At 64.2% G+C, this 25,873-nt stretch carries 25 protein-coding genes and 1 pseudogene (1 of these 26 running past the window's edge); 11 read left to right on the top strand and 15 right to left on the bottom strand.

What is annotated here, in order from left to right; all coding sequences use genetic code 11:
- A pseudogene (locus tag C476_RS08950) lies at nt 1-155 on the top strand (SLC13 family permease); it begins 1,578 nt to the left of the window's first position.
- A gap of 159 nt (nt 156-314) precedes the next feature.
- Here C476_RS08950 and purF read toward each other — a convergent pair.
- Nucleotides 315-1,787 carry an amidophosphoribosyltransferase gene (gene purF, locus C476_RS08945; protein WP_008012084.1) on the bottom strand — a complete coding sequence of 491 codons (1,473 nt, stop codon included), beginning with the start codon at nt 1,785-1,787 and terminating at the stop codon, nt 315-317.
- Nucleotides 1,788-2,114: 327 nt separating this feature from the next.
- Here purF and C476_RS08940 point away from each other — a divergent pair, with 327 nt between their 5' ends.
- A complete protein-coding gene (locus C476_RS08940) occupies nt 2,115-3,890 on the top strand; it encodes a MutS-related protein (protein WP_049911696.1) in 1,776 nt (591 codons plus the stop codon).
- A gap of 43 nt (nt 3,891-3,933) precedes the next feature.
- On the opposite strand, the gene C476_RS08935 is transcribed toward C476_RS08940, so the two are convergent.
- From C476_RS08935 to dps, 3 genes are all read right to left on the bottom strand, one after another.
- Nucleotides 3,934-4,506 carry a DUF6735 family protein gene (locus tag C476_RS08935; RefSeq protein ID WP_008012079.1) on the bottom strand — a complete coding sequence of 191 codons (573 nt, stop codon included), beginning with the start codon at nt 4,504-4,506 and terminating at the stop codon, nt 3,934-3,936.
- A gap of 128 nt (nt 4,507-4,634) precedes the next feature.
- Nucleotides 4,635-5,081 (bottom strand): SRPBCC domain-containing protein, encoded by a 447-nt coding sequence (locus tag C476_RS08930; RefSeq protein WP_008012076.1) that lies wholly within the window; start codon nt 5,079-5,081, stop codon nt 4,635-4,637.
- A gap of 84 nt (nt 5,082-5,165) precedes the next feature.
- The gene (gene dps, locus C476_RS08925) at nt 5,166-5,825 is read right to left on the bottom strand and encodes a DNA protection during starvation protein (RefSeq protein ID WP_049911684.1); all 660 of its coding nucleotides are present in this window, start codon (nt 5,823-5,825) and stop codon (nt 5,166-5,168) included.
- 312 nt (nt 5,826-6,137) lie between these two features.
- Between dps and C476_RS08920 the strand changes: the two genes are divergently transcribed.
- Complete coding sequence (locus C476_RS08920) at nt 6,138-7,415, top strand: DUF7405 family protein (protein WP_008012071.1); 1,278 nt, start codon at nt 6,138-6,140, stop codon at nt 7,413-7,415.
- 86 nt (nt 7,416-7,501) lie between these two features.
- Nucleotides 7,502-7,723, top strand: coding sequence for a hypothetical protein (locus C476_RS08915; protein WP_008012070.1), 222 nt, complete (start codon nt 7,502-7,504; stop codon nt 7,721-7,723).
- A gap of 95 nt (nt 7,724-7,818) precedes the next feature.
- Here the strand turns inward: C476_RS08915 and C476_RS08910 are convergent, their stop codons facing one another.
- Nucleotides 7,819-8,253, bottom strand: coding sequence for a thiol-disulfide oxidoreductase DCC family protein (locus C476_RS08910; protein WP_008012068.1), 435 nt, complete (start codon nt 8,251-8,253; stop codon nt 7,819-7,821).
- A 71-nt stretch (nt 8,254-8,324) separates the two neighbouring features.
- The gene (locus tag C476_RS08905; protein WP_008012065.1) at nt 8,325-8,699 is read right to left on the bottom strand and encodes a 2Fe-2S iron-sulfur cluster-binding protein; all 375 of its coding nucleotides are present in this window, start codon (nt 8,697-8,699) and stop codon (nt 8,325-8,327) included.
- A gap of 245 nt (nt 8,700-8,944) precedes the next feature.
- On the opposite strand from C476_RS08905, the gene C476_RS08900 reads away from it, so the two are divergent.
- Together C476_RS08900 and C476_RS08895 are read left to right on the top strand one after the other, a co-directional pair.
- Complete coding sequence (locus C476_RS08900) at nt 8,945-9,751, top strand: NAD-dependent epimerase/dehydratase family protein (protein ID WP_008012063.1); 807 nt, start codon at nt 8,945-8,947, stop codon at nt 9,749-9,751.
- A gap of 88 nt (nt 9,752-9,839) precedes the next feature.
- Entirely contained in the window at nt 9,840-10,118 is a 279-nt protein-coding gene (locus C476_RS08895; protein ID WP_008012061.1) for a DUF7535 family protein, read from the top strand.
- Between the two features lie 65 nt (nt 10,119-10,183).
- On the opposite strand, the gene C476_RS08890 is transcribed toward C476_RS08895, so the two are convergent.
- Nucleotides 10,184-11,320 carry a glutathione S-transferase family protein gene (locus tag C476_RS08890; RefSeq protein ID WP_049911683.1) on the bottom strand — a complete coding sequence of 379 codons (1,137 nt, stop codon included), beginning with the start codon at nt 11,318-11,320 and terminating at the stop codon, nt 10,184-10,186.
- Nucleotides 11,321-11,412: 92 nt separating this feature from the next.
- Nucleotides 11,413-12,402: a calcium/sodium antiporter gene (locus tag C476_RS08885; RefSeq protein ID WP_008012057.1), complete on the bottom strand. Its 990-nt coding sequence runs from the start codon at nt 12,400-12,402 to the stop codon at nt 11,413-11,415.
- 118 nt (nt 12,403-12,520) lie between these two features.
- On the opposite strand from C476_RS08885, the gene C476_RS08880 reads away from it, so the two are divergent.
- Nucleotides 12,521-13,582 carry a DNA methyltransferase gene (locus tag C476_RS08880; RefSeq protein ID WP_008012055.1) on the top strand — a complete coding sequence of 354 codons (1,062 nt, stop codon included), beginning with the start codon at nt 12,521-12,523 and terminating at the stop codon, nt 13,580-13,582.
- Between the two features lie 362 nt (nt 13,583-13,944).
- Here the strand turns inward: C476_RS08880 and C476_RS08875 are convergent, their stop codons facing one another.
- Entirely contained in the window at nt 13,945-14,607 is a 663-nt protein-coding gene (locus C476_RS08875) for a potassium channel family protein (protein WP_049911682.1), read from the bottom strand.
- 189 nt (nt 14,608-14,796) lie between these two features.
- Here C476_RS08875 and C476_RS08870 point away from each other — a divergent pair, with 189 nt between their 5' ends.
- Together C476_RS08870 and C476_RS08865 are read left to right on the top strand one after the other, a co-directional pair.
- Nucleotides 14,797-16,260 (top strand): NCS2 family permease, encoded by a 1,464-nt coding sequence (locus C476_RS08870; RefSeq protein ID WP_008012050.1) that lies wholly within the window; start codon nt 14,797-14,799, stop codon nt 16,258-16,260.
- Nucleotides 16,261-16,475: 215 nt separating this feature from the next.
- Entirely contained in the window at nt 16,476-16,730 is a 255-nt protein-coding gene (locus C476_RS08865; RefSeq protein WP_008012049.1) for a glutathione S-transferase N-terminal domain-containing protein, read from the top strand.
- 18 nt (nt 16,731-16,748) lie between these two features.
- On the opposite strand, the gene C476_RS08860 is transcribed toward C476_RS08865, so the two are convergent.
- A complete protein-coding gene (locus C476_RS08860) occupies nt 16,749-17,714 on the bottom strand; it encodes a transcriptional regulator (RefSeq protein WP_008012047.1) in 966 nt (321 codons plus the stop codon).
- A 168-nt stretch (nt 17,715-17,882) separates the two neighbouring features.
- Here C476_RS08860 and C476_RS08855 point away from each other — a divergent pair, with 168 nt between their 5' ends.
- Entirely contained in the window at nt 17,883-19,178 is a 1,296-nt protein-coding gene (locus tag C476_RS08855; protein ID WP_008012045.1) for a tRNA(Ile)(2)-agmatinylcytidine synthase, read from the top strand.
- A 290-nt stretch (nt 19,179-19,468) separates the two neighbouring features.
- Here the strand turns inward: C476_RS08855 and C476_RS08850 are convergent, their stop codons facing one another.
- The 5 genes from C476_RS08850 to C476_RS08835 all read right to left on the bottom strand — a co-directional run bounded on the left by C476_RS08850 (nt 19,469) and on the right by C476_RS08835 (nt 24,412).
- Entirely contained in the window at nt 19,469-19,873 is a 405-nt protein-coding gene (locus C476_RS08850; RefSeq protein ID WP_008012043.1) for a universal stress protein, read from the bottom strand.
- A gap of 59 nt (nt 19,874-19,932) precedes the next feature.
- Complete coding sequence (locus C476_RS08845) at nt 19,933-22,668, bottom strand: cation-translocating P-type ATPase (protein WP_008012041.1); 2,736 nt, start codon at nt 22,666-22,668, stop codon at nt 19,933-19,935.
- A 117-nt stretch (nt 22,669-22,785) separates the two neighbouring features.
- A complete protein-coding gene (locus C476_RS18345; protein WP_152418191.1) occupies nt 22,786-23,154 on the bottom strand; it encodes a hypothetical protein in 369 nt (122 codons plus the stop codon).
- Nucleotides 23,155-23,382: 228 nt separating this feature from the next.
- On the bottom strand, nt 23,383-23,886 hold the full coding sequence (locus tag C476_RS08840; RefSeq protein WP_008012039.1) for a DUF7552 domain-containing protein: 504 nt from the start codon (nt 23,884-23,886) through the stop codon (nt 23,383-23,385).
- 322 nt (nt 23,887-24,208) lie between these two features.
- Nucleotides 24,209-24,412, bottom strand: a complete 204-nt coding sequence (locus C476_RS08835; protein ID WP_008012038.1) for a VNG_1110C family protein — start codon at nt 24,410-24,412, stop codon at nt 24,209-24,211.
- Nucleotides 24,413-24,561: 149 nt separating this feature from the next.
- On the opposite strand from C476_RS08835, the gene C476_RS08830 reads away from it, so the two are divergent.
- Nucleotides 24,562-25,671: an OBG GTPase family GTP-binding protein gene (locus C476_RS08830; protein ID WP_008012036.1), complete on the top strand. Its 1,110-nt coding sequence runs from the start codon at nt 24,562-24,564 to the stop codon at nt 25,669-25,671.
- The last annotated feature ends 202 nt before the right edge of the window (nt 25,672-25,873 follow it).

Below are 25,873 nucleotides of genomic sequence, written 5' to 3'. Positions count from 1 at the left end.
ACATCACGCTGCCACAGATGGCCAAGATCGGCGTCGGGCTCAACGTCATCGGCATCGTTCTGATCACGCTCGTCGCGATCGGCTGGCTGCCGATCGCCTGGGGGATCGAGGTCGGAACGCTCCCGGCAGAGTTCGCCGAGGCGTTCCAAGGGTAGGTAGCAGGAAGACACCGATTACGGCCGCAAGCGCCGGAGGCGCGAGCGGGCCGACGACTGACCCGAAACGAACGAAGTGAGTGAAGGGGAAGGAGGAGTGCTTTTGATCGAAATTTTGTCGAGCGAGCGGCTTCGCCGCTCGCGCAGAACAAAATTTCGTTAGTCGTCCGCAGGCAGCTCCGCCCCCCCGACGTCGGGCCGATTCACGTCGCGGTCGGTTTCCTCGCCCTCGATGTCGTAGGGGTATTCGCCGGTGACACAGCCCAGACAGAGGTCGATGCGGTCTTTCTCGAGCACGTCGGCGACGGCGTCGGTCGAGAGGTACGCGAGGCTGTCAGCGCTGATCTCGTCGCGGATCTCGTCGACGGATTTGTCCGCGGCGATCAGTTCCTCGCGGGTAGCCATGTCGATGCCCATGTAGCAGGGGGCGACGATTGCCGGTGCGCCGATGCGGACGTGGACCTCCTCAGCCCCGCAGTCTTTCAGGAGCTGGACGAGCTGAGTCGAGGTCGTCCCGCGGACGATCGAGTCGTCGATGACGGTGACGGTTTTGCCCTCGATCGTGGACTTGATCGGGTTGAGTTTCAGCCGGACCGCGCGTTCGCGTTCGTCCTGCGTTGGCATGATGAAGGTGCGGCCGACGTAGCGGTTTTTCATCAGTCCCTCGGCGAACTCGACGCCCTCGTCCTCGACGTCACGTGGCTCGCCGTCGGCGGTCGTCTCGCTTGCGGCGTCGGCATAGCCCGAGGCAAAGGCACGTCCCGAGTCGGGGACGGGCATGACGACGTCGGTCTCGACGCCGCTTTCCTCCCAGAGCTTGCGCCCAAGTTCGCGCCGGGCCTCGTAGACGAGGGTGTCGTCGATGACGCTGTCCGGGCGCGCGAAGTAAACGTGTTCGAAGAAGCAGTGGGCGGTATGTTCCTGCTCGACGAGCTGGTAGGTGTCAAAGCCCTGCCCGTCGTCCTGCAAGACGACCAGTTCGCCCGGCCGCACGTCGCGGACGAGTTCGCCGTCGAGCGTGTCGATTGCCGCCGATTCCGAGGCGAGGATGTAGCCGTCCTCGAGTTCGCCGATACACAGCGGCCGGTTGCCTTGCGGGTCGCGGACGCCAAGCACCGTGTCGTCGTGGCTGATCGTCAGCGAGTACGAGCCGTGAATCCGTCCCATCGTACGCTTGACGGCGCGGACCAGGTCCTCCTCCAAGAGGTTGCGCGCGAGGTCGTGGGCGATGACCTCGGTGTCGCCGTCGCTGGTGAAGGCATGGCCCGCCGCCGCGAGTTCCTCGCGGATCTCGTCGGCGTTGACGAGGTTGCCGTTGTGCGAGAGGCCAAGCGAGCCGCTCTTGAACGAGACGGAGAATGGTTGTGCACAGGAGGAGTCGACGGAGCCGGCCGTCGGATACCGGACGTGGCCGATCCCGGCCGCCCCGTTGAGCGTCTCGAGATCGTCCTCGCCGAAAGCGTCGCCGACAAGGCCCATTTCGACGTGGCTGTGCTGCTGGAAACCGTCGTGTGTGACGATCCCCGCGGACTCCTGGCCCCGATGCTGGAGCGCATAGAGTGCGTAGTACAACGGTCGTGCCGCGTCCCGACCGTCGAGTGAGACGCCGACGACGCCGCACTTTTCGGTCATTCCTGTTCGCCGGGGAGTCTCGCCCCGCCCATCAGTCATGGGAGTCAGTAGAGTCTCGAGCCGATAAAAACCCCCGTGTTTGTGCTTCTATAGACGGTACTAGAATCGAATTATATCCACGAACGTGGATACTTCTCGGAAATCACACGGTGGCGAGGCCTCGCCATGGCCCGCTTCCGCTGCAGTGATCGATTTCGAGCCACTCGGTGGTCCGGTGTTGAAATCTGGAACAAGCCATTACGAAGCCGTCCCCGTCCGTTCTCGAGCTATCGACACATGGATGCCCAAGACACAGTGTTCAAGACGGTTGGCTCGAGTCCACCGTGTATGCGACTCGAGGAGTTCTGGGGAGTCGGGCCGAAGACGCGGGAGACGCTGGTCGACGCGTTGGGCCGCGAGCGGGCGATCCAGGCGATCGAGAGTGGAGACGTCCGGACGCTTGCCGACGCCGGGTTGGCTCGCGGGCGGGCGACGCGGATTCTCCGGCGAGCAACCGACAGCGCTGGGATGGACGTGTTGGCGACCAGCGACGCGCGATCGGCCTATAAGGAGTTGCTGGATCTCGCGGTCGACCACGCCGTCACACAGCGCGCGGCAGACCGCATTCGGGTGCTGACGCCACTCGAGAGTCGAGCCGCGATGGAAACGCGGCTCGACGACGTTCTCGCCGCCCGGGACGCCTGGGACGCCCTCGACGACGCCGACCGCGAGACCGTCCTCGCGGCCTACGAGCGCTACGACGACCGCGAGGGCAGCGAACGCGCCGCCGTCGAGGCCGCGCTTGCGTTGCTCGAGGCTGGCGTCGATTCCGGGCCGTTCGCCGCGATTGCCGACCTCGAGCGTGCGCGACTCGAGGCGGCCGCCGAGGCGCTGGCAGCGCTGGATGGCGGCCGAGTCCAGTCGGGTGCTGACGAGGAACTCGACCGGCTCCGGGACGTGCTGGGTGCCGTCGAGGACATGGACGCTGACGCCCTCGCGCTGATCGATGACCTGCGTTCGGAGGGCGTTCGCGACGTCGAGGGCTTTCGCCAGGCCTTCGAGGACCACCTGTTGAGCGAGACCGACGTGACGATCGATCGGGTCCGGGATGCGATGCCGGCCGACGCGACGGACGCGACCGACTTCGTCGGCGGGACGTTGCGCACCCTTCGGAGCGATCTCACCGCGGCGGTCGACGAACGCGAGGAAACCGTCGCGGGCGAGTTACAGGACACGCTCGCGGACGCCCGCGACGCCGTCGATCGAGCAGTCGAAGCAGTCGACGAGATCGCGTTGCAGCTCTCGCTGGCTCGCTTTGCGCTCGCGTACGACTGCACCCGGCCGACGTTCGTCGAGGGCGATCAGGCGGCTGTCTCCGTCGTCAACGCGCGTAATCTTATGCTTGCAGCGCGTGACGAGGAGTCAGTCCAACCCGTCACTTACGCGCTTGGCGAGCACGACGTGGTGAGCGTTCCCGACGACGTGAACGCAGTCCCCGGCGAGCAGCGCGTTTCCGTCCTGACCGGGGCCAACAGCGGCGGGAAGACGACGCTGCTCGAGACGCTGTGTCAGGTCGTCCTGCTGGCGACGATGGGACTGCCGGTCCCCGCCGATCGGGCCGAAGTGACGCCCGTGGACTCGCTGGTCTTTCACCGCCGCCACGCCAGTTTCAACGCCGGTGTCCTCGAGTCCACGTTGCGCTCGATCGTCCCGCCGCTATCGTCGGGTGGCCGCACGCTCATGTTGGTCGACGAATTCGAGGCGATCACCGAACCGGGCAGCGCAGCTGACCTGTTACACGGGCTGGTGACGTTGACCGTCGACCGCGAGGCGCTCGGCGTGTTCGTCACCCACCTCGCAGACGACCTAGAGCCGCTGCCGCCCGAAGCACGGGTCGACGGCATTTTCGCGGAGGGGCTGGATCCCGACCTCGAGTTGCGCGTCGATTACCAGCCGCGGTTCGACACAGTGGGCCGGTCGACGCCGGAGTTCATCGTCTCGCGGCTGGTCGCCAACGCAGGCGACCGGCGCGAGCGGGCTGGCTTCGAGACGCTGGCGGCGGCCGTCGGCGACGAGGTCGTCCAGCGGACGCTCGCGGACGCCCAGTGGAGCGCCGAGGAGTGACAGGGGGCGGGGCGCTCCGTCGCTCGCCGTCTCCACCGTCGCCCTAGTTCTGTCGATCCCCGCGGTGGTCGTCATCCGCGGGCCACCGATCCGGTGTGGGTTCGTATCCGTCCCTGCGATCGCCATCGATCGCTCCGCCGTACGTGTAGACGGTGCTGTCGTACGCCTCGCAGACGCGGGCCTCGAGGTAGGCCTGTGCGGCTCGCCGGGAGAGGCCGCCCATCTCGATAACGTCGGCGAGCGCGGTTTTGGTCGCGCGAAACCAGACCCTGAGTGCGCGGTCGTCGTCGGGGTCGACCGCGACGATCGCGCCGCGGCCACCGTCGCGACCGTCGCCCCACTCGAGCCAGCAGACTCTGTAGGCATCGACCGCGTAGTCGGCCGCCGGATCGACGAGATACAGCGCCTCGTAGGCGCAGGGATCGAGATGGTCTGTCAGGATGCGATCGCGGGTGATCGAGTCCGCGACGAGCGAGGGCTCGATCGCACCGGCTGCCAGGGGAGCGGTGGCGCTGATCTCGCCTGTTAGCGACAGATCGTCGCCGCCCCAGTGACTGTATCGCACGTCGTAGAGGTGGTCCAGTCGCCGATAGGCGACCAGCGCCCTATGGCCCATCGTTCACCCGGGCTGACAGTGACGGCAGCCGGTCCTCGAGACTCGTGGTATGTGCTGTCTGGCAGATCACGTCGGGCTTGGCTGCCCGTCCGTACTTGAACCTGCGGACGTGTGCAGTCGACTGGTGGTTACGGCGTCGCACTCGCCCGTCGCTCGGCGCGGACCGCGACTGCCTTGTTCATTGCGACGAACGCCCGTTCGACCTTGATCTCGTCGAACACCAGCGATGCGAGTGCGCCGCGAACCGTCTCCCGCTGGAGCAACCGCGTCCGCTGCCCATCGTCGATCGGCTGGAGGTGAAACTCGTGGTAGCGATCGAGTGCGAACGGGAGGACGAACCGATCGAGCCAGGCGAGCCGTTTGTATGGCTCGACGGTAGCGAGCACCTGGCCGTCGAGGAGTCCACGGGAGTCAGCGAGGTCGTCCCGCCCCCGTTGAGCCGTCCCGTCGATCACGACCCCCTCGACCCGACGGGTGAGCGGGTTCCACTCGGGATAGGTGTCGAACGCGAGCAGGGCATCCCAGACGACCGCGGGCGGCGCGTCGATTTCGACGAATACCTCGACCTCGTTCATAGAGACCGTAGCACATACACAGGAAAGGCTGTACCGGTCGCTGCCGAGGATGGCGCGACCGCTCGAGCGTGGTAAACCGACAGCTTAGGCGCTGTCGTTGAACCGCCGGTTGGTCGAGAGCGGCGCGTCGCCAGGCTCGCCCCGGACGAAGTGGCCAGCTGGGTTGATCTCGCCGTCGCGTTCCATCGAGAGCAGTTCGACGAACCACGCCTCGTGTTCGATTTCCTCCTGGAGGATGCGTGAGGCCATGTCGTAGGTCCGCGGGTCGACGTCGCGGGTCATGTCACAGACCTCCGACCACGTCCGGATCGCACAGCGTTCGGCCTCGAGCAGGACCTCGAGAATACCTTCGGCATCGAGGCTGCCGGTGTCGAAGCCACCCTCGTCGTCCATCGGCGTCGGCACCTCGGCGTCCGGACAGGACGCCCGGTCGGCGAAGTCCCGGATGTCGTTGGGCAGCGCCCCGCCGAGTTCGTACACTCGCGGTGCGACGAGTTCGAAGTGAGCCCGATCTTCGAGGCGGGCGTCTTCGGTGATCTCCTTGTAATCTTCGTGCCCCGCCAGATGCATCCGCAGGTTCGTATAGTAGTAGTAGGTGGTGAACTCGGCACCGATCGCGTCGATCAGTTTCTCACGGAGGTCCTCGGGCTCGAGCCCACGCTCGCGGATGACTTCCATGCCAACGCGCTCACTCGTGTCGCCGTGACTAATGCTGCCTGCGGAGTGTGGTTTGTCATCAGACATTGCATCCATTGACACCATAACGCAGCACTTAGTGGTTCGCGTACACTCTAAAGAAAATATCAATTTTATCGTTATAATCACGAACGTCTGATGGTGAATCGAGTGCGTACAGTCAGTCAGACGACGGCCTATCTGAGCAGACTTTCAGACGGCAGTCCGTCCAAGACGGCTGCCGCGTGTACCACGGTCGTCAAGTGTTGTGACGGGCCGACATCAGGAAGGGAGGGGGTTCGTGGTCGAGTGTCGAGACGGCCATTTCACGGGACCAGCGGGACCGTAATCCCCTTGCCTGACGGGCACACAGAGTCGTCTATGGACCGACCGGATCGTGGGATCTCGCGTCGCGCGTTCGTCCGCAGCGCCGTCGCTATCGGCGGTGCAAGCGCGCTTTCCGCCTGTCTCCAGCGCGAAGCGACCGAGGACGTGCCACAGGCGACCCTCTCCCCTGCAGAACTCCCCGATCGCCAGCACGCTTGGGACGAGTTTCTTGCAACCGACGATGCCGGCAACTTGCTGCCGCCCGAACACCACCTCCTACTGGGCCTCGAGTACGTCGGTGACGGCCCCGCCGACGCGGCCGACGAGCGCGAGCAACTCGAGGCCGCGTTCCGAACCCTCGAGAAGGCGTACAAACGCGGCAACGAGGGACTGGCGTTTACCATCGCCTATAGTCCAGCGTACTTCGACCGGTTCGACGCAGCCCCCGCAGGTGTCGAGCTGCCAGCGCCGACGGCGCTGACACCGTTCGAGGACCCCACGCTCGATGCGTACGATGCGTTGCTCCATCTGGCCAGCGACTACGGCCACGTCACGCTCAGTGTCGAGGAAGCCATGAAAGGCGAGCTCGAGCAACTCAACGGCATCGACGTCGAGGGGACTTTCGACGGCGTCTTCGATATCGCCGACCGCCGAACGGGGTTTATCGGTCGCGGACTGCCAGCCGACAATCAATCCGGCGTCTATGGGATTCCCGACGGCAATCCGGTCCCGGAGGACGCACCGATGTTCATGGGGTTCAAATCGGGCTTTCGGAAGACGCAGGCGAGCGAAGACCGCGTGACGATTCAGGACGGGCCGTTCGCCGGCGGCACGACGATCCACCTCTCGAAGCTTCAGTTGCACCTCGGCCAGTGGTACGACCAGGACAGTCGTGACCAACGCGTCGCCAAGATGTTCTCGCCAGACCATGCCGCCGACGACCTCGTCGAGGGGGCCGGGCACAATCTGGGTGACTCGAGCCGCATAACAGAGGTCGCCGAGAGCGCGGCCGAGGACGCCCGGAACGAGGGAACGGTCGGCCACGCCCAGAAAACATCGCGTGCCCGTGAGGACGGCGAACCGATCATCCTCCGGCGGGACTTCGACTCGACCGACGACGACCGGGCTGCCACGCACTTTCTCTCCTTGCAGCGGTCGATCGCCGACTTCGTGAAGACCCGCGAGGCGATGACTGGGACCGATCTCACCGAGGGCTCAGTCGGCGCACGAACCAACAACGGCATTCTCCAGTATCTAAGCGTCCACAACCGGGCCAACTACCTCGCGCCACCGCGAGAGCTGCGGTCTCTGCCTGCGCCGAATCCGGCGTAACGAGTGACCTCGCTGTGTAGGGTCGGAATCCAAACTGGGGGAGGGGGGCGATAATACTTAAGATAGAGACCCTCATATGCGTTGATATGTTCTCAGACGGGCTGGAGATTCCGGAGTACGTCGCCGATGTAGTCACAATCGTTCAACTGCTTCTGGGAGTGCTACTCCCGATCGCGATGATCGGATGGGTGGACATAATTCTCGACAGCTACTTCGGCCCGGACGACGTCCGTTTCTATCCTGAAGTAGCGTTAGCCCTACTCGGTGGGGTCGTCGTGATATACCTTCTCGGCACGCTCTACGAGTAGCAACTCGCTACCATCGCTTTGTCACGAACCGACCGACTCCTCGCTCGGCCGCGCTAGATATTGAGTTCACCCTCGAGTGTGGCTGCTCAGGCGACTTACGCCGAGTCAGGCACATGCGTCCGACTGGCGTTTGCCGCCACGTCGTCGAACAGCGCCGCGGCGTCATCGGCCAGCGGGTAGGCGTCGTGGTACGGATCGATCTCGCGGTCGGTTCCCATGACGGACTGGATCGCGTCGGCGACGCGCTCGTAGTTCTCGTCGACGATGTCCTGGACGAGGACCGGCATGCCGGCTCGCTCGCAGAGTTCGCTCGCAGCAGCTCGGCCCGCCCAGACCGTCTCGGCTTCGCTATCGACGAAAAACAGCGCAAAGGGTGCTTCGCCGAACTGCGCCTCGAGAAAGTCCTGTGCGGCCGGCTCGTCCCAGGAGACGACGCCGACACCCTCGAGCTGGCGCATCGCGGTCGAGGCGGCCGAACAGAACGGGCAATCACCGTCGTAGAGCAGGACACCGGTAAACTGCGACGACATAGGGGCCCGTACATCGTGCGGGGTGAAAACGTTCAGTGGGTACACGCTGGGGCGGTGCGTGCGGTTGTCCACTATCCAAGCTTCGATCGTCCTGGCGGCCTGTCGTGGTCGGCGCGGTGTTGGAGCAACTCGCCGTACTGTTCGACTTTGATAACGCAATCGGAGCGGGGGCGTGCGACACAGGTAAGGACGAATCCCGCCGCCTCGTCTTCGGGATAGTACCGCTTGGCCCGATTGTGGTCGACCTCGCCGGAGATGAGTGTCGCCCCGCAGGTGATACACCACCCCTGCTGGCAGTCCGCAGAAAGCCAGATGCCCGCCGACCGGGCCGCCTCGAGAATCGGTTCGTCCTCACGGACCTCAATCGTTCGGGATTCGCCGGCAGCGTCTAGGTCGGCGTCTGCCGGCACGCGAAGTTCGACGTCCCACGTCGTGGGGGCTGTCACAGACAGAGGTACGGCTGGCTGGGAAAAAGGCCACCGGTTGGCAGCCTGCAAGTAACCGCCTTGCCGGCAGTGATCGACTGATACGGTCTGCTGTCAGTCAGTTCCGGTGCAACGGCGACCCGTCCTGCAGTTACACCGGGAAATCGAGACAGCAGACCGTATGAGTTTCGCGTCGCTCGAGCGGAGACGAATCGGCCGGAACGCGCTGGGGCGGCCTATTTCCGCCGCGTCGGTGTCGGTTCGCTATGGCGAACATCGCCATCACCGGCGCGGCGGGGAACGTTGGGCGGGCGATCGTCGACGCGTTCCCGGCCGACAAGCACGACCTGACCCTGTTCTCTCACAGCGAGACCGCGGACCTCGAGACGACGCTCCTCGAGATTACCGACCGCGAACAGTTCGTCGACGCACTCGAGGGACAGGACGTGGTGATCCACCTCGCGGCTATCTCCTCGCCGCGGGCCGCGTGGGACGACCTTCGCGGGCCGAACATCGACGGACTCTCCAACGCCTTCGAGGCTGCGATCGAAAACGATCTTAAGCGGGTGGTCTTCGCGAGTTCGAACCATGCAGTCAACATGGGAAACACCGTCTCGCCGAGCCGTCCGGAGTCGACGGTCGGCACGCCCGAGATCGTCCGGCCACACGATTCGGTCGATCCGGACACCTACTACGGCGTCACGAAGGTCTTCGGCGAAGCGATGGGGTCGTACTACGCGAACCGCCACGGACTCGAGGTGGTCACTCTCCGGATCGGCTGGCTGCTCACCCGCGACGAGCTCCGTCAGGAGTGTCGCGAGCGAGACGGAGCCGGCGAGCGCTACGCCCGCGCGATGTGGCTCAGTCCCGGCGACTGCCGACGGTTGCTCAACGCGGCCGCGACGACGACGCTCGAGACGTCACCGCTGATCGCACACGGCATCTCCAATAACTCCAAACGGTTCCTCTCCTTGTCCGAGACGATGCAGGCGCTTGCATACCGGCCCACCGACGACGCCGAAGCGGTTCTGAGCGACGCGTCGGACGGGCAAAACGGGCTCGAGACGAGCTAATTCAGGGCAATCACGTCGACGTGTATTCGTTCCGAAACGGATCCACGGAATCGTAACACCGAATACCGACACGTTCGTAGACGCACACATGTCAGTCAAGGTGTCCGAGTCGACGGGCTACGGGCCGAACAGACCGATGTCCCTGTTCGGCTATATCATGGCCGCAGTACTCGTTATCGTTCTTTTTCCGCTTCTCCCCGTGATAGCTGTCGTGTGGGTCCTCTGGAAGGTGTTCGTCTCGGAGGAGGAGATCGAGCATAGTTTCGAGACGTGGCGACGTGATGCAGACCGTGCCAGCACCGATCTGCTCGAGACTGCCGACGACGATGCCGAGGGCGACGACGCCGAAGCCGACGAAGACGCCTAGATCAAATCAACCTAACGGCGACATCACCTCGTCGCCGCGTCGTTTTCGCTTCACATCCACCGCGACTAATCGTCCGCACTGGCCGCTGCATGGAGGCCAGACGGCGGCCCGCCGGGAAGCGCGTCGCGGTCATGTGGGGCTTCGAACTCGAGGTCGGGACCACGGGCGACGATCCGGTGGGGGTTCACGTCGGGATGGGTCGTGTAGTAGTGTTCTTTGATGTGGGCCATATTCACTGTCTCGGCGACACCTGACTCACGGGTCGCTTCGCTCACGGGTCGGTCCTCCCCGTTCGCGTCGTCGAGGCGCTCCCTTCGGTCGCCCCTCGCACCCCTCTCCGTTCGTCCGTCCGGCGTCCCTTCCCTTCGGTCGGCGACGTCCGTCTGATACAGATCGCGCAGATACGGCCAGAGGTTATCGTACTCATGGATAGACTGGACGTTACACATGAAGTGGGTGTGATAGACGTTGTCGAATCGGACGAGGGTGGTAAACATCGCGATGTCGGCTTCGGTCAGCCGATCGCCCGCGAGATAGCGCTGGTCTGCGAGCACCTCGTCCCAGTGGTCGAGCGCCGCGAAGAGGTCGCCGACTGCCTCGTCGTAGGGCTCCTGTTTCGTGGCGAAGCCGGCCCGATAGACGCCGTTGTTGATCGGCTCGTAGATCTCGTCGATGATCCGATCGACCTCGTCACGATAGCCCCCGGGATAGAGGTCCACGTCTCGTTGCGCATACTCGTCGAACTCAGTGTCGAACATTCGCATGATCTCTTCGGACTCGTTGTTGACGATGGTGTCTTCGTTCCTGTCCCAGAGGACTGGCACCGTCACACGGCAGGTCGCGTCCGGATCCGCGCGGACGTAGAGATCTCGGAGGAAGTCCGCATCGTGGACGTGATCGCGCGTACAGCCGTCCTTGTCGGGCGTGAACTGCCAGCCGTCTTCGCCACGATACGGGTCGACGACCGAGACCGAAATCGCGTCCTCGAGGCCTTTCAGCGTCCGCATCAAAAGCGTCCGGTGGGCCCACGGACAGGCATACGAGACGTAGAGGTGGTACCGACCCGCCTCGGGCTGAAACCGGGCGTCGGGATCGTCCCGGATTTCGTGTCGAAACGGCGTCTCCTGGCGCTGGAACGAGCCGTCCTCGGTGGTGACCTCGAAGGCGTCGGCGCGCCACTCGCCGTCGACGAGCATATTCATACGATCATCTCGGGTCGCAAGCGGGAAGTACCCTCGCTAACACCCGTGTCACCGGGTTCGCCGCCTGTCACTGCCGTCCGCCGATCGAGACCTCAGAGTGCCATGCTCACAACCCAATACCCCGCCCCGAGTGCGATGAGGGCGACGCCCTCGAGACGGGTTAATCGACGTCCAGTTGCGAGCACGACCGTCGCGAACGCGGTCAGCACACAGAGCCACGCGATGCCGAGGAAAACGGCGGGATCGACCGCCATCGGTTGGACGACAGCGACGAGCCCCAGAACGCCGAGAGCGTTGAAGACGTTCGAGCCGACGACGTTGCCCGCCGCGATGCCCACGTCGCCCCGGCGGATGGCAACGACGGAGGTGACGAGTTCCGGCAGCGAGGTTCCGGTCGCGACGATCGTCGCACCGACCGCCCACTCGGAAATGCCCACGGCCAGGGCCAGTCCGACCGCCGCGTCGATCAGCACGCGCCCACCGCCGATGACGAAAAGCAGGCCTACGAGGACGCGACCACCCTCGAGCCCCGACCGGATTTCGCGTGGCGTCTCTTCATCAGCGTCGAGCGGCGGAACCGTCGCTCCGTCGTCGGCTGCGTCGGGGTGACCGTCGTCCGCCCGGTTCGCCGTCCGAATCGCGACGCCGAGCGCGCCGAGGTAGCCGCCGAGCAACGCGAGCAGGATAATACCTTCGAGTCTCGAGACGGCCCCGTTCAAGAGGACGACGGCAGCGACTGCCGTCGCGGCAGCCATCGCGAGTGCGTCCCGACGAACCAGCGTCTCGGCGACCCGAAACGGCGAAAGGACGCCGACGAGACCGAGGATTACGCCGAGGTTGAACAGGTTCGAGCCGACGACGTTGCCGATCGAGACGTCGCCCTGTCCCGCAAACGCCGCCTCGAGCGAGACGGCGAACTCCGGCGCGGAGGTGCCGAAGGCGACGACCGTGAGGCCGACGACGAGCGCGGAGACACCGGCCGCACCGGCGAGTCTCGAGGCCCCGGTCACAAGTAGGCGTGCGCCGCCCCAGAGCGCGATCGTGCCGCCAATGAGCAATGCAGCGTCGACGACGACACTCATCAGTCCTTGGTTGGCCTTCGCAGGGCGCGGTAAAAAACGTCGGGCACGGGACGTCGCCGAACGACCCGATCGACACGAGGCACAAGCGTTTAAGCGGTCCCCGTGAGCACTCGAGGGTATGGCAGACGACGGGGAGCGACACCGCCAGAGTCGGCTGTTCACGGACGACGACGGCGGGTTCGACGCCGACCGTGCCCGCGAGGAATCACTGCCGGTCGAAGATGGCGAGGTGATCGATACCGACGAGTTGGCCGACCACCAGCGCTACGTCGAGGGGCGTGGGATCTACGACGAGCGCAATCGCGTGAACGATCTGACCGGCAAAGAGTGGAAGTACGCCACGAAGTCCGTCATTGCGGAAGGCTACCCACCCGACCTCCAACACGACCTGCGCAGCGAACACGGCGGACAGAAACCCCCACGGCTCTGTGCCGAGTTGATCGGCCGGTTCAGCAAGGCCGGCGACACCGTCCTCGACCCCTTCGCCGGCGTCGGTGGCACCTTGCTGGGCGCGAGCCTCTGTGAACACGAGGGGACCGGCCGCCGAGAAGCGATCGGCTTCGAGCGCACCGAACGGTGGGTCGAGATCTATCACGAGGTTCTCGAGCGCGAAAACGACGAGCGGCGTGCGCGTGGCGACCCGCCACTCGCCACACAGGACATGCACCACGGCGACTGTGCCGACCTGATCGACGACGTCGACGACGACGCGATCGATCTCCTGTTGACCGACGTGCCCTACTGGCACATGGACGAACTCGAGCAGACGCGCAACGAACGCCGGACCCGCGAGAGCAAGCTGGGGTCGTTCGATCGACCGGACGATGGCGAGAACAGCGACGGTACCGCCGAGACAGGCGGGACCTGGGAGACGAAAGCCGACTGGCTCACGGACATGGCTGCAAAGTTCGACCGGTTTTCGGACGCCGTCGCCCCGGACGGCCACGTCGTCGTCTTCATCGGCGACATGTACCGCGAGCAGTCCTACGAGTTCCTCTCGGCGGAGCTCGCACAGGCGATCGAGTCGACCGCGCCGCTGTCGCTGGCGGCGAATCTGATCTGGTACGACCCGACGAAAGACCTCCACGTCTACGGCTATCCGTTCTCGTTTGTCCCCTCGATGGTCCACCAGAACGTGCTCGTTTTCCGTCCCGAAAACGGCGCTTCGTCGTCCGTCTGACCCCCGTCTGACGCGGTTTTATTATCCCACCGCGTGACGAAACCAATAGGCGCGCTGGCGGCCTCCCCACCACACTCCCCCCATCCCCTCGCCTGCGCGCCTGCTCCCGTTTCTCTTCCCCCATAACCGTTCGGTCCGAGTGTCAGAGGCACGTCGAGGACACTGCGGCTCGAGCCGCGATGCCATCTTTCGTCCGGCGTCAGACGGACTGCGATCGGTCATACGATCTGCTGTCCCGATGTCTCGGTGGGCCCGCAGTGCGGGCCGCGGCCGGCCGGCACTGACTGACAGGAGTCCGTATCAGTGCCGACACACGCCGACCTACCGTCGGGTGTGGCGGGAACCCGGGACAACAGCCCGTCTCAAGCGCTGGCGGGTAACAGGGCGGCTCGAACCGCATCCGCACGGTCGGTTTCGGTGATGATCGCGACCTCGTCGCCGGCTGCGAGTTCCGTTCCCGGAAGCGGAATCGTCAGCGGTTCGTGTGCGCGGCCATGGGCGTAGATCCGTGCTGATTCGGGCAACTCGAGTTCGCTCATTCGCTTGCCGACCGCCGGTGATCCCTCCTTGATCTCAAGGACGGTCAGTTGGAGGTTTGCAGCGAGGTCGGCAACGACATTGAAGTCACCGCCAAGCAGGGCGGTTTTGGCACCTGCAGCGCCGAGTCGTTCGGGGTAGATAATCTCGTCGACCTCTGCGGCGTACTTCTCGTAGATATCCTCGCGGTAGTCCGCGTCGATCCGTAAGACGGTTCGACAGCCGTGATGGGTCCCGACCATACAGGCCGCGAAGTTGACGTTGAGATCGGGTGTAAAAGCCCCGATCGCGTCGGCCGTCTCGATGCCTGCCTCGACGAGGACATCTTCGTCAGACCCATCGCCGTGTACCGTCTCGAACCCGTCGTCAGGGACGCGCTTGAGTCGGTCGATGTCGCTGTCGACGATGACGACATCGTGGCCCTCCTCGGCGAGGATCGTTGCCGTCCGCGAGCCGACTCGACCATACCCAACGATGACAAACCTCATGGTATCACAGTACGCGTTCCGGGGTGAAATACGTTCGTCCACCGGTCGACAGGAGCCGTCCAGCCACATCGACAGCTCGAGAAACGGATCAGTACGCTGTCAGCCACTATGCGCGAATGTACATTCATGATAGACGGGGCTGGACAAAAACGCTTAACTAACCCGTGTTGCTACGCTCGAGCATCCAAAATGGGGGCTATCGACTTACTGGCATCGTATTTCGGGTTCGAGGAACACGATACTGACTTCACGACCGAGCTAGTCGCGGGGATTACAACGTTTCTGGCGATGTCGTATATCATCGTGGTCAACCCGACGGTGTTGCTGCCGGCGATTATGGGGTTCAACGAACAGGGCGACATCAACCAGCAGACGACCATCGACGGGGCCGTCTACGACTCGAACGAGGTGTTCCAAATGCTGGCGATCGCGACGATCATCGCCTCGGTCGTTGCGGTGCTGGTGATGGCGCTGTACGCCAATCGACCGTTCGGACTGGCTCCCGGGATGGGGCTCAACGCCTTCTTTACGTTCACCGTCGTCATCGGGATGGGGATTCCGTGGCAGACGGCCCTCGCTGCGGTGTTCGTCGAAGGGATCATTTTCATCGCTATCACGGCCGTTGGGGCCCGCAAATACGTCATCAACCTCTTCCCTGAGCCAGTCAAATTCTCGGTCGGTGCGGGGATCGGTGTCTTCCTGCTGTTTATCGGGCTTCAAGAGATGCAGGTCGTGACGGGCGATCCAGCGACGCTGGTCACGCTCGGTAACGTCGCACAGAATCCAGCCGCGATCCTCGGGCTCGCCGGCCTCTTCTTGACGTTTATCCTGTGGGCACGCGAAATGAAAGGCGCGATTATCGCTGGCATCGTCACGACAGCCGTTGTTGGCTGGGGACTGTTGCTCACTGGCGTTGCGAGTGCGTCGGCACTCGCACCCGAGACGTTGCTCGACGAGAGAACCGGCGAAGTTACCTTCGAAGCAGTGACATCCCCACACTACGACATCACGCCGCTTGCCGGTGCGTTCGTCGAGGGGCTTCGTGATGTCGACCCGCTGACGTTCGTACTCGTCGTGTTCACGTTCTTCTTCGTCGATTTCTTCGATACCGCCGGGACGCTCATCGGCGTCGCCCAGTTCGGTGACTTCCTCGACGAGGACGGTGAACTCCCCGAGGCCGAGAAGCCGCTGATGGCCGACGCGGTCGGGACGACCGTCGGGGCGATGGTCGGCACGTCGACGGTGACGACCTTCGTCGAGTCCTCGACCGGCGTCGAGGAAGGTGGCCGCACCGGATTCACCGCCCTCGTGGTTGGGGCCCTGTTCGCACTATCGCTGGTCGCAGTGCCGATCATTGCCGCGATTCCTGCCTACGCGTCGTTCATCGCGCTCGTCGCCGTCGGGGTCATCATGCTCCAGGGCGTCCTCGACATCGACTGGGAAGATCCCGCGTGGTCGGTCTCGGCCGGGCTCACGATCACGATCATGCCACTGACCTACTCCATTGCGACCGGACTGGCCGCCGGGATCATCGCGTATCCGCTGGTCAAAACGGCGATGGGTGAACGCAGAGACGTCCGGCTCGGACAGTGGGCAATCGCCGTCGCGCTGATCGGCTACTTCTACGTTTCCACCAGCGGGATGCTCGGCTAGGCTCACGACGAACACTCGAGGAGCCACTGATACGGTTTGCTGTACCGATTTACCGGTGCAACCGCAGGGCGGTCGCGGTTGCACCGGCAATGACTTACAGTAGACCGTATGAATCGACCCGCTCAGCACGCGTTCGTGTGCAGTCGTTGCTGGCCAATACCGGATCATCGCAATCACTGTGCTCTTGGGCCTCGAGGCCCCTATCTTCAGTCACGATGGCAGACATCACGCTGTACGACCTCCCCGGCTGTCCCTTCTGTGCGATGGTCCGGACGAAACTCGACGAGCTCGACCTCGACTACGACGTCATCGAGGTGCCCCGCGCACACCATGAGCGGACCGAAGTCGAGAAGGTCAGCGGCCAGACCGGCGTGCCGGTCATTATCGACGAGGCAACTGGCGTCGACGGAATGCCAGAAAGCAGCGACATCATCGAGTATCTCGAGGAAACCTACGGCGACGACACGTGACGTGAGCGTCGAGACCGATCAGACTGCTTCTTCGCGCTCCGAGCGTTCTCGGATGACATCTCGGAGTTCGTCGGCGTTCCGGAGGTCAGCGAGTTCGTCGCGTTCGACCAACGCGGTGCCGTCGACGGAGTCCTGTTTTGCGCGGTCGACGACGTAGACCGACCGCGTGCGGGTGACCGCCCCGATCGAACTCATGATACGGGCGCGTTTCTCCGCGGCCTTCGTGAACTTCGAGTGACCCGTCAGGACGATGTCGCTGTCGGCTTCGTCCTCGCTGACAGCCGTAAACGGTGAGCGAACCGTCGGATGCACGCTGTAGCCGGCCCGCGTGAAGACGGCGACGACCTGTTGGTCGTCCGGATCGGCCTCCGGATCGTCCGGCGTCGCGTCGCTTTCGTGGACCTCGTCGGCCCCCTCGAGGACGTCGACCGGACTCGTCAGGGGTGCGTCGAACAACTCCTCGAGTGCCATCGCGACCTCGACGGAGGCGTTCATGCCGTCTTCGTACTTCGAGACGGTGCGACGCGAGACGCCGAGTTCGCTGGCAAGTTGACCGAGACTCCAGTCTTTGTCCTGGCGTTCGTCGGCCAGCAGGTCGCCGTCGATGTTGACATAGAGGCCACCCGGCGCAGCGTAGATCAGCGGCGGCACGTTCTCGATGAACAGGTTGTACGCCGTGTCGGGACTGAAGACCGGGACGCCATGGCGGAAATAGACGACGTCCGGTTTCAGGTCCTCGTCACGGCTGCGCAGTCCGATGACCAGCGGCGTTGCCTCGAGATAGGTTCCAAGCCGACGCATCTCGTGGCCGGTCGCCTCGTTGAACGCGTCGATGTTCGCGAGGATCTTGACGAGGATCAGATCGTCGCCACGTCGCGCAGCAATATCGAAACTCTTCGGTCGGATCGCACACCGATCGCTCACCACGAATCCCGCGTCCTCTAACATCGCGGTCACGTTGCCGACCAGTGCGGAGCGGGACATACGGGGTTGTAAGCGATTCCTCCTATAAGACGTTTTCCCCGTGATGCCTGCGTGCCGTGTCGCGATTCGAGCCTGTATCAGGAGTATACTTATATAGCGGTTTCTACCGCCGGCGATGCTGGGGCAGATCCCGAAAGGGGTTACTCAGCCGGCGTGCAAACATCGGCGATGACCGTCGTCGGGATCGACGATACAGACTCGCGCGAGCGGGGAATGTGTACGACGTACGTCGCCGCAGAGATCGCCGACCGGCTCCGCCAGAAGGGCGTACAGACTATCTCGCGGCTCCTGCTCGTCCGGCTCAACCCCGCTGTCGAGTACAAAACCCGGGGCAACGCCGCACTGGCGATCCATACCGATTGTGATCCCGAATACGCGTACGCGATCGCGCGCGAACGACTCGAGTCGCTGGCCGAAACCGGCGACGAGCGGACGAATCCTGGACTGGTCGTCGCAGCGCACGATCCGGACGACGACACAACCCCCGACGATGTTACGCGGTTTGCACGCGCAGCGATCTGCGATCATCTCGAGATCGCCGACGCCGAAACCCTGATCGACCGCCACGGCTACCGATCGTGGCACACCGGCGACGGCCGCGGCCGGATCGGCGCGCTGGCTGCGATCGGGGCGTGGGACGCGCTCACAGCGTGGACCTACGAGTACATCTCCTACCGCGAGCCCGACCGATGGGGAACGGCCCGCAAAGTGGACCACGAGAGCGTCTTCGCCGCCGCCGACTGGGGCTATCCCGACGTGTGGGATACGGTCGACCGCGGCGAAGACGAGACCGTCTGCGTGCCCCACACGCCTGGCCCCATCCTCCATGGGATCCGTGGTGACGATGCAGACGCCGTCCGTGCGGTCGCCGATCGGATCGAGAGCGAACCCGTGGACACGACCCAACTGTTCGTCACGAATCAGGGGACGGATGTCCACTTGCAGGACGGCTCGCTATCGACAGTCGAGGACGGACACGCCTATCGACTCGAGGGACGGGTCGCCAGCGAACCCGAAACACGACGCGGCGGGCACGTCTTCTTCGAGCTCGAGCCGCCAGCCGCTGGCGACAGCGCGGCCGAGCGACTCATGTGTGCCGCATTCGAACCGACCAAACGCTTCCGGGATCGCGTTCGAGCGTTGCGTGTCGGTGATCGGCTCACCGCCTGTGGCGAGGTTTCCGACGGCACGCTCAAACTCGAGAAATTTGCCGTCCGCAAACTCGTGCGAACCGAACGGGTGACGCCGACCTGTCCAGACTGCGGCCGGACGATGAAAAGTGCCGGCCGGAATCAGGGGTACCGCTGTCGAGACTGTGGGACGACGGCGGCCGAGAAAGCAACGCGAGACCTCGGGCGCGACCTCGAGATCGGCTGGTACGAGGTGCCGCCGTGTGCGCGCCGCCATATCGCGAAGCCGCTCGTCCGGGGCGGGTTCGACGCGCCGACACATCCCGAGCGGTGAACCGCCTCGGGGTCACGCCCCGAGGCACTCGACCTGCTTTTTCTGTAGACGACGGGTCGTCGTTCGAAGGAGAACTGGTGATACGATCCCCTGTCCCGAGTGACCGGAGACCTGCAGGAGGGGTCGTGGGCCCACCGGCACCCGCTGATACGGTCTGCTGTAAGTCAGTTCCGGAGGGACTGCGAGCCGTCCTGCGGACCCTCTGGTAAACAGTTACAGCAAACCGTATGACAGGAGGCCGTATGGCAATGGTTCGTATGACGTGGCTTGCAACCGGCGAGACGGGCCCGTCACCGAACGATCGTGACCGAAACGGGAGAGCGACGGGTGACCGCCTCCGCGACGCTGCCCAACAGGACTCTCGACATCCCGGACCGACCGGTACTGCCCATCACGACGTGATCGATGTCGTGCTCGTCGATATACCGGAGGATCGTTCGGGCGGAATGGCCCTCGATGAGCGCCGTTTTGATCTCCCGATCGTGTGTATCGGCGGTCGTCGCCGCGTCCTCGAGAAACGCTTGCCCTTTCTTTTTGGCGTATTCGTAGGGCGTCATCTCCGGGTCCGACGGGACCCGGGTGACTTGAATGACGTGCAAGACGTGGATCTCGGCGTCGGGAAACAGGTCGAACGCTTCCTCGAGTGCGTCGGTCGATTGCGAGGAGCCGTCGATCGGAACCAGGACGCGAGTCATAGTCTCCGTAGACGCCGAGCGGGCAAGGATCTACCGCGACTGGCAGTAGCTGTGATAGGTCAGTATCGATCGTAGTATCGGTTCAGGAGGTTCTCGAAAAGCGCCAGCAACGCGCCGAAGACGAGCAGTGCGATCCCGATCTGGGCCCAGTGGACAGCCGCGAGTGGCACGACGCCAAACAGGACGCCAACCGGGGTATAGAGCACCACGAGCTGTAACGTGAGCGCGATCGCCACGCCGATGATGAGCCACCGGTTAGAGAACGGCCCGAGCCCGTAGCGCCACCGTACCGCCTGAATGCCGGCGATCTCGAAGACGACGAGCGAGGTAAACACTATCGTCCGAGCGAGATCGACATCGGCCCGGTGGACGTAAAACAGCGGCATGATCGTGAGTGCGATGAGGACGCCGATACCGACGATGGAGGCCGTAATTCGGTCCGTAATCACGCCTTCCTCCGGCGGTCGGGGGTCGCGCTCCATGATGTCGTCCGTCGGCGGGTCGACGCCCATCGACAGCGCGGGGAGGCCGTCGGTCACGACGTTGATCCAGAGGATCTGGACCGGCGTGACGACGAGCCCGAAGCCGAGCATCGACCCGGAAAACACCAGCATCACTTCTCCGGCGTTCCAACATAACAGGAAATTTACAAACTTGCGAACGTTGTCGAAGATGCGTCGGCCGCCTTTGACCGCGTCCCGGATCGTCGCGAAGTTGTCGTCGAGCAGGACGATATCGGACGACTGTTCGGTGACGTCCGTCCCATGAACCCCCATCGCGACGCCGACGTCTGCGGTTTTCACCGCCGGCGCGTCGTTGACGCCGTCGCCCGTCATCGCCACCGTGTGTCCGCTCGCCTGCAACGTCTGGAGGATCCGCGTCTTGTGTTCGGGGGCCGTACGGGCGAAGATGTCGACCTCCTCGACGGCCGTTCGGAGTTCGTCGTCGCTCATCGTCTCGAGGTCGGGGCCCGTCACGATGCGCGTCGATCGAAGGCCGATCTCCTCGCCGACTGCCCGTGCCGTCACGGCGTTGTCGCCGGTGATCATCACGACGTCGATACCGGCCTCGAGACAGCCCGCGATCGCGCCCGGTACCTCCGGCCGCGGTGGATCGAGCATCCCCTGTAAGCCGAGAAAGACCATCCCCTGCTCGAGGTCGTCGTCCGGCGACTCGACCTGCGACGGCGGCACGTCGGGCCGGTAGGCAAACCCCATCACGCGCAACGCGTCTTCGGCGAACGACTCGGTTTGGGCCTCGAGTTCCGCCCGGCGCTCGTCGGTCAACGCGACGTGGTCGCCGTCGACGAGTTCGCGGTCACAGCGCTCGAGGACGGTTTCGGGGGCGCCTTTCATGTAGGCGACGGTCCCGCCGTCGGGCGTTCGGTGCACCGTCGTCATCCGCTTTCTCGCGGAGGTGAAGTCGACCTCGCCGAGCCGGGGGTAGGCCTCGTTGAGATCGTCGTGATCGAAGCCGGCCTTCTGTGCGGCGACAAACAGCGCGATTTCGGTCGGATCGCCGAGATACGTCCGGTCGTCGCCGTGTGTCGTCGCAGCTAGCTCGTCAGTGTCGTCCCGTTCGCGGGTACCGATATCGACGTTGTTACAGAGCATCCCACAGCGCAGCACCGCGGCGACGCGCTCGGGGTCGACTGGCTCGCCGTCCCGTCGAAACTCGCCGTCGGTGTCGTAGCCGGTGCCGGTCACCTCGTAGCCCTCGCGGTTGGCGACGAGCCGCTGGACCGTCATCTCCTCTTCGGTGAGCGTGCCGGTTTTGTCCGTACAGATGACGTCGACCGACCCGAGCGCCTCGACGATCGGGAGCCGACGGACGAGCGCGTTCTGGTCGGCCATCCGGCGTGCGCCAAGCGCGAGCGACAGCGTGACGACCGCGGGCAGCCCCTCGGGCACCGCCGAGACGGCGATCCCGACCGCCGTCAAAAACACCTGCAGCGGCTCCGTCTCGCCGACGACGAGTTCGGCGACAGCGATGATCGCGACGATGCCCACGACACCGACCGCGATGAGCTTGCCGAGACGGTCCATCTCGGCCTGAAACGGCGTCGCTCGTTCTTCCGCCGCCTCGAGGGCGGTCGCAATTCGCCCCATCTCGGTCGCGGCCCCGGTCTCGACGACCACCGCAGCGCCGGAGCCGCGCTCCACGATGGTGTCCTTGTAGAGCATGTTCTCGCGCTCGGCGAGCGCGGTCTCCTCGGCGACGGTGCCGACCGCCTTCGAGACGCCGGCGCTCTCGCCGGTCAGGGTCGCCTCGTCGACGCGCAGATTCGATTCCGCAAGCAGCCGGGCGTCGGCGGGGACGACATCGCCGGACTCGACGAAGATCACGTCGCCGGGGACGAGTTTCGTGGCGTCGACCTCGCGTTTCTCGCCGCCGCGTCTGACGAGCGCGTACGTCGTCGACAGTTCGCGCAGCGCCTGAATGCTCTGTTCGGCTCGGTAGTCCTGGATGAATCCAAACAGCGTGATAAACACAACGATGCCCGCGATAACCGCGGCGTCGAGGAGGTGGCCGACCGCCGCCATCACGACCGCAGCGCCGATCAGCACCCAGATCAGCGCCGACGAGTACTGCTCGAGGAGAATCGCAAGCGGGGAGACGCCGTCCTCCGCCTCGATCTCGTTTGGCCCCTCGCGCTCGAGCCGTTCCCGAGCCGTCTCGGCCTCCAGCCCTCGCTCCGAGGTCTCGAACGCGTCGTAGATGTCGTCGATCGGTCGCGAGTGCCACCCGTCGATCGACTCGGCTTCGACTTGCGCGTGCTGTTCTGTCGTGGACACGTGTCTGTAGTTGCCGTCGGTAACTTAGTAGTCGGTCGCGATCTTCGTGAGGTGGGAACTGCCGGCGGGCACCCATCGAGCACGGGTACAGGAGGGTCGTTCCGCACGCGGGTCGGTTCACTCCGTCGGCGGGAACGCGCCCCGGATACGCTCGTCGGTGCCGGCCTTATCCAGCATCTCGTCGGCGAACGCCGGGATCGATCTGGACCGCTGTGCCGACCCCGTCACCGGCACCATCTCGGAGAGGGGGTGTGCCTCGAGTGCGCCGTCGGCGAGTCGCTCTCGGATCGACGAGTCGGGGCAGTCACCGAACGCCGTGCTGGCGAGCCAGCAATCTGGGCAGTCGTGCGCCGACCCTACTACGATCCGGTTCTTAATCCCCCCAGCAACGGATACCCGACCTGACTGATAACGAGTGCTGACGTCCCGCTCGAGCGAGGGGACACGAACACAGTTGTCGCCCCCTGATGGAGCCAGCGACCGCACTGCTTGAAGACAAGATTGCCATCGTGACCGGTGGCGCAGTCGCCGACCGGTTCATACGGACTCCTGTCGGTCAGTTCCAGTGGGACCGCAACCCGCACTGCGGGCCCACCGGGATATCGGGACAGCAGACCGTTTCAGTTGACGGCGGCGCGACGGTCGTCATCGCCGACATCGACGCGGGGGGAGCACCACGTCGATCTGTTCAGCCGTTGGAAAGACGGACGGCGATCAGCCGCGTTTCTCGTCGAGTTTCGATCGCAGTTGTCGCGCGATGACTTCATCGTCGAGCAGCGAATCGGGGCCAGTGAAGTGAACGACCGGGCCGTTCTCGACGCGAAGCCACTCGTCGCTGCCGGTGCCAGCGAGCGTCACGGTTCGGCGCGATGCGGGGAGTCCGTTGGCGCGTCGGCGACCGGTCTGTTCGCGAACGCTCGCAACCTCGAGTGGGGTCTCGTCGACCGGCGAGACAACGAGGTCGTACTGTGACAGTGACGGATCCAGCGTTCGCATCGCGTCACGATAGCGGCAAGCGGCATCACAGGCCTGCTGGGCATCGCTGTGGCTATCGAATCGCGCGTCCGTCACCGGTTCGGGTCGAATCCCTGACTCGCGACAGGAGACGACGAAGTCACCCTCGGTGTTTTGAAGGGCGGCGACAGTGTCTCGCGCCGCCCTGATCGTCTCGACCGGCATCGCGTACTCGTCCGTTCCGGTGGTCGTCTCGGGGGTCACTGGTGAGACACCATCGTGGTCGACCAGTCGACGTGCATCGTTCTTTCGACGACGACGTTCCCGTCCCCGAATCGGTTCTGATACGCCGGGTTCGCATTCCCTGTCTGCTTTCCCGCCATGTTTTTAGGTGGGCCTAAATCAATATAGGCATTCTGGTTTCGACCCGCCACAGTCGCTCACAACGGTGTGGTTCACGCTGGGCAGTTCAATGGCCCAGCCGGTAGCGTCGCGAACCCACTGCGGACACTCGTCTTGCTCATCTGTCGAACAGGGCCGCCGCCGGGCCGGAGGGCAGTAACTCACTCAGAAACGGTTCAGGCGGTCAACGCACGTTGACGCCGTGGCGGGCGAGGAACTCGGTGGCCCGTTTGATCTCGACCGGACTACCAACGATCCGGCAGTCGTCCTCGCCCTCGGCGACAACGGAGACCGTACAGACGTCATCGAGCCGCGCCTCGAGCCCCACGAGTGTCTCCCGGGGGAGGACGATCTGCGTACTGTCGCGCAGCTGCGACGCGTCTGGCATATGTGGTCGGTTGCTGGCCCGTCGTTTATGTGTGTCGAAACTCCATTAGCATTGGTAATTCTTTCGACGTGTCCGATCGCGGCCATCGATCCGTCTCGGCGTGCGGGTCTCGAAAGGGTTTTTCGGCACGACCGGTTGTGTACGGACAAATGGGGCTCGAGGATGAAATCGAGGCAATCGAGGAAGAAATCGCCAACACGCCCTACAACAAGTCGACGGAGGCCCACATCGGCCGGCTGAAGTCCAAACTCGCGGAGAAAAAGGAGAAACTCGAGAACCAGTCGAGTTCGGGCGGCGGTGGCGGTTATTCCGTCGAGAAACACGGCGACGCCACCGTTGCGCTGGTTGGCTTCCCGAGTGTCGGGAAGTCGTCGCTGTTGAACTCGCTGACCAACGCCGAGAGCGAGACGGGCTCGTACGAGTTCACGACGCTCGACGTCAACCCGGGGATGTTGAACCACCGCGGCGCGAACATCCAGCTACTCGACGTGCCCGGACTGATCGAGGGCGCGGCGTCGGGGAAAGGCGACGGCCAGCAGGTGCTGGCAGTCGTCCGAAACGCCGACCTGATCATCTACGTCCTCTCGGTGTTCGAGATCGAGCAGTACGACCGGCTTCAAGAGGAACTGTACGACATCAACATCCGCGTCGATCAGGAGCCCCCACGAGTCACCGTCCGTCCGAAGATCAAAGACGGCATCAAGATCACCTCGAGCACCGACCAGGACCTAGACGAGAAGACCATCAAGGACGTCCTCCGCGAGCACGGCTACGTCAACGCCGACCTCAACCTACAGGAAAACGTCACCATCGACCGGCTGGTCGACGGACTGATGGAAAACCGCGAGTACATTCCGTCGATCACCTGCGTCAACAAGGTCGACCTGATCCAGCCGGACTACAAGGAGACCGTCGACGAGCAGTTGCGCGAGCGCGACCTCGATCCCGAGGAAGTCACGTTCATCAGCGCCGAGAAGGAGAAAGGGCTCGACGCGCTCAAAGACCGCATCTGGGAGAACCTCGGCCTCATCCGGGTCTACATGGACAAACCCGGTCGTGGTGTCGACTGGGAGGAGCCGCTGGTCATCGAGGAGGGAGCCACCGTCGGCGAGGCCATCGAGAAACTCGGCGGCGAGATGGAAGAGCGGTTCCGCTTTGCCCGCGTCAGCGGCCCCAGCGCGACCCACGACGAGCAGCAGGTCGGGACGGACCACGTCCTCGAGGACGAGGACGTGCTGAAACTCATTCTGCGCCGATAATCGCGGGCTCTCGACACCCGTGACCCGCATGGGGTGTGCCGGTGCCGACCGCCAGTCGTCCGTCTGATACGGTCTACTGTCAGTCATTGCCGGTGGGACCGCGACCGCCCTGCGGTTGCACCGGGAAATCGGTACAGCAAACCGTATGAGCGGCATTTCGATGGCAACTCGTGTGACATCACTGATGGGAAACTCTCCGAAT

The sequence above is a fragment of the Natrinema limicola JCM 13563 genome, from assembly GCF_000337475.1.
Taxonomy (GTDB): domain Archaea; phylum Halobacteriota; class Halobacteria; order Halobacteriales; family Natrialbaceae; genus Natrinema; species Natrinema limicola.
The sequence above is the reverse complement of the archived record's forward strand: the minus strand, read 5'-3'. Positions and strand labels throughout refer to the sequence as shown.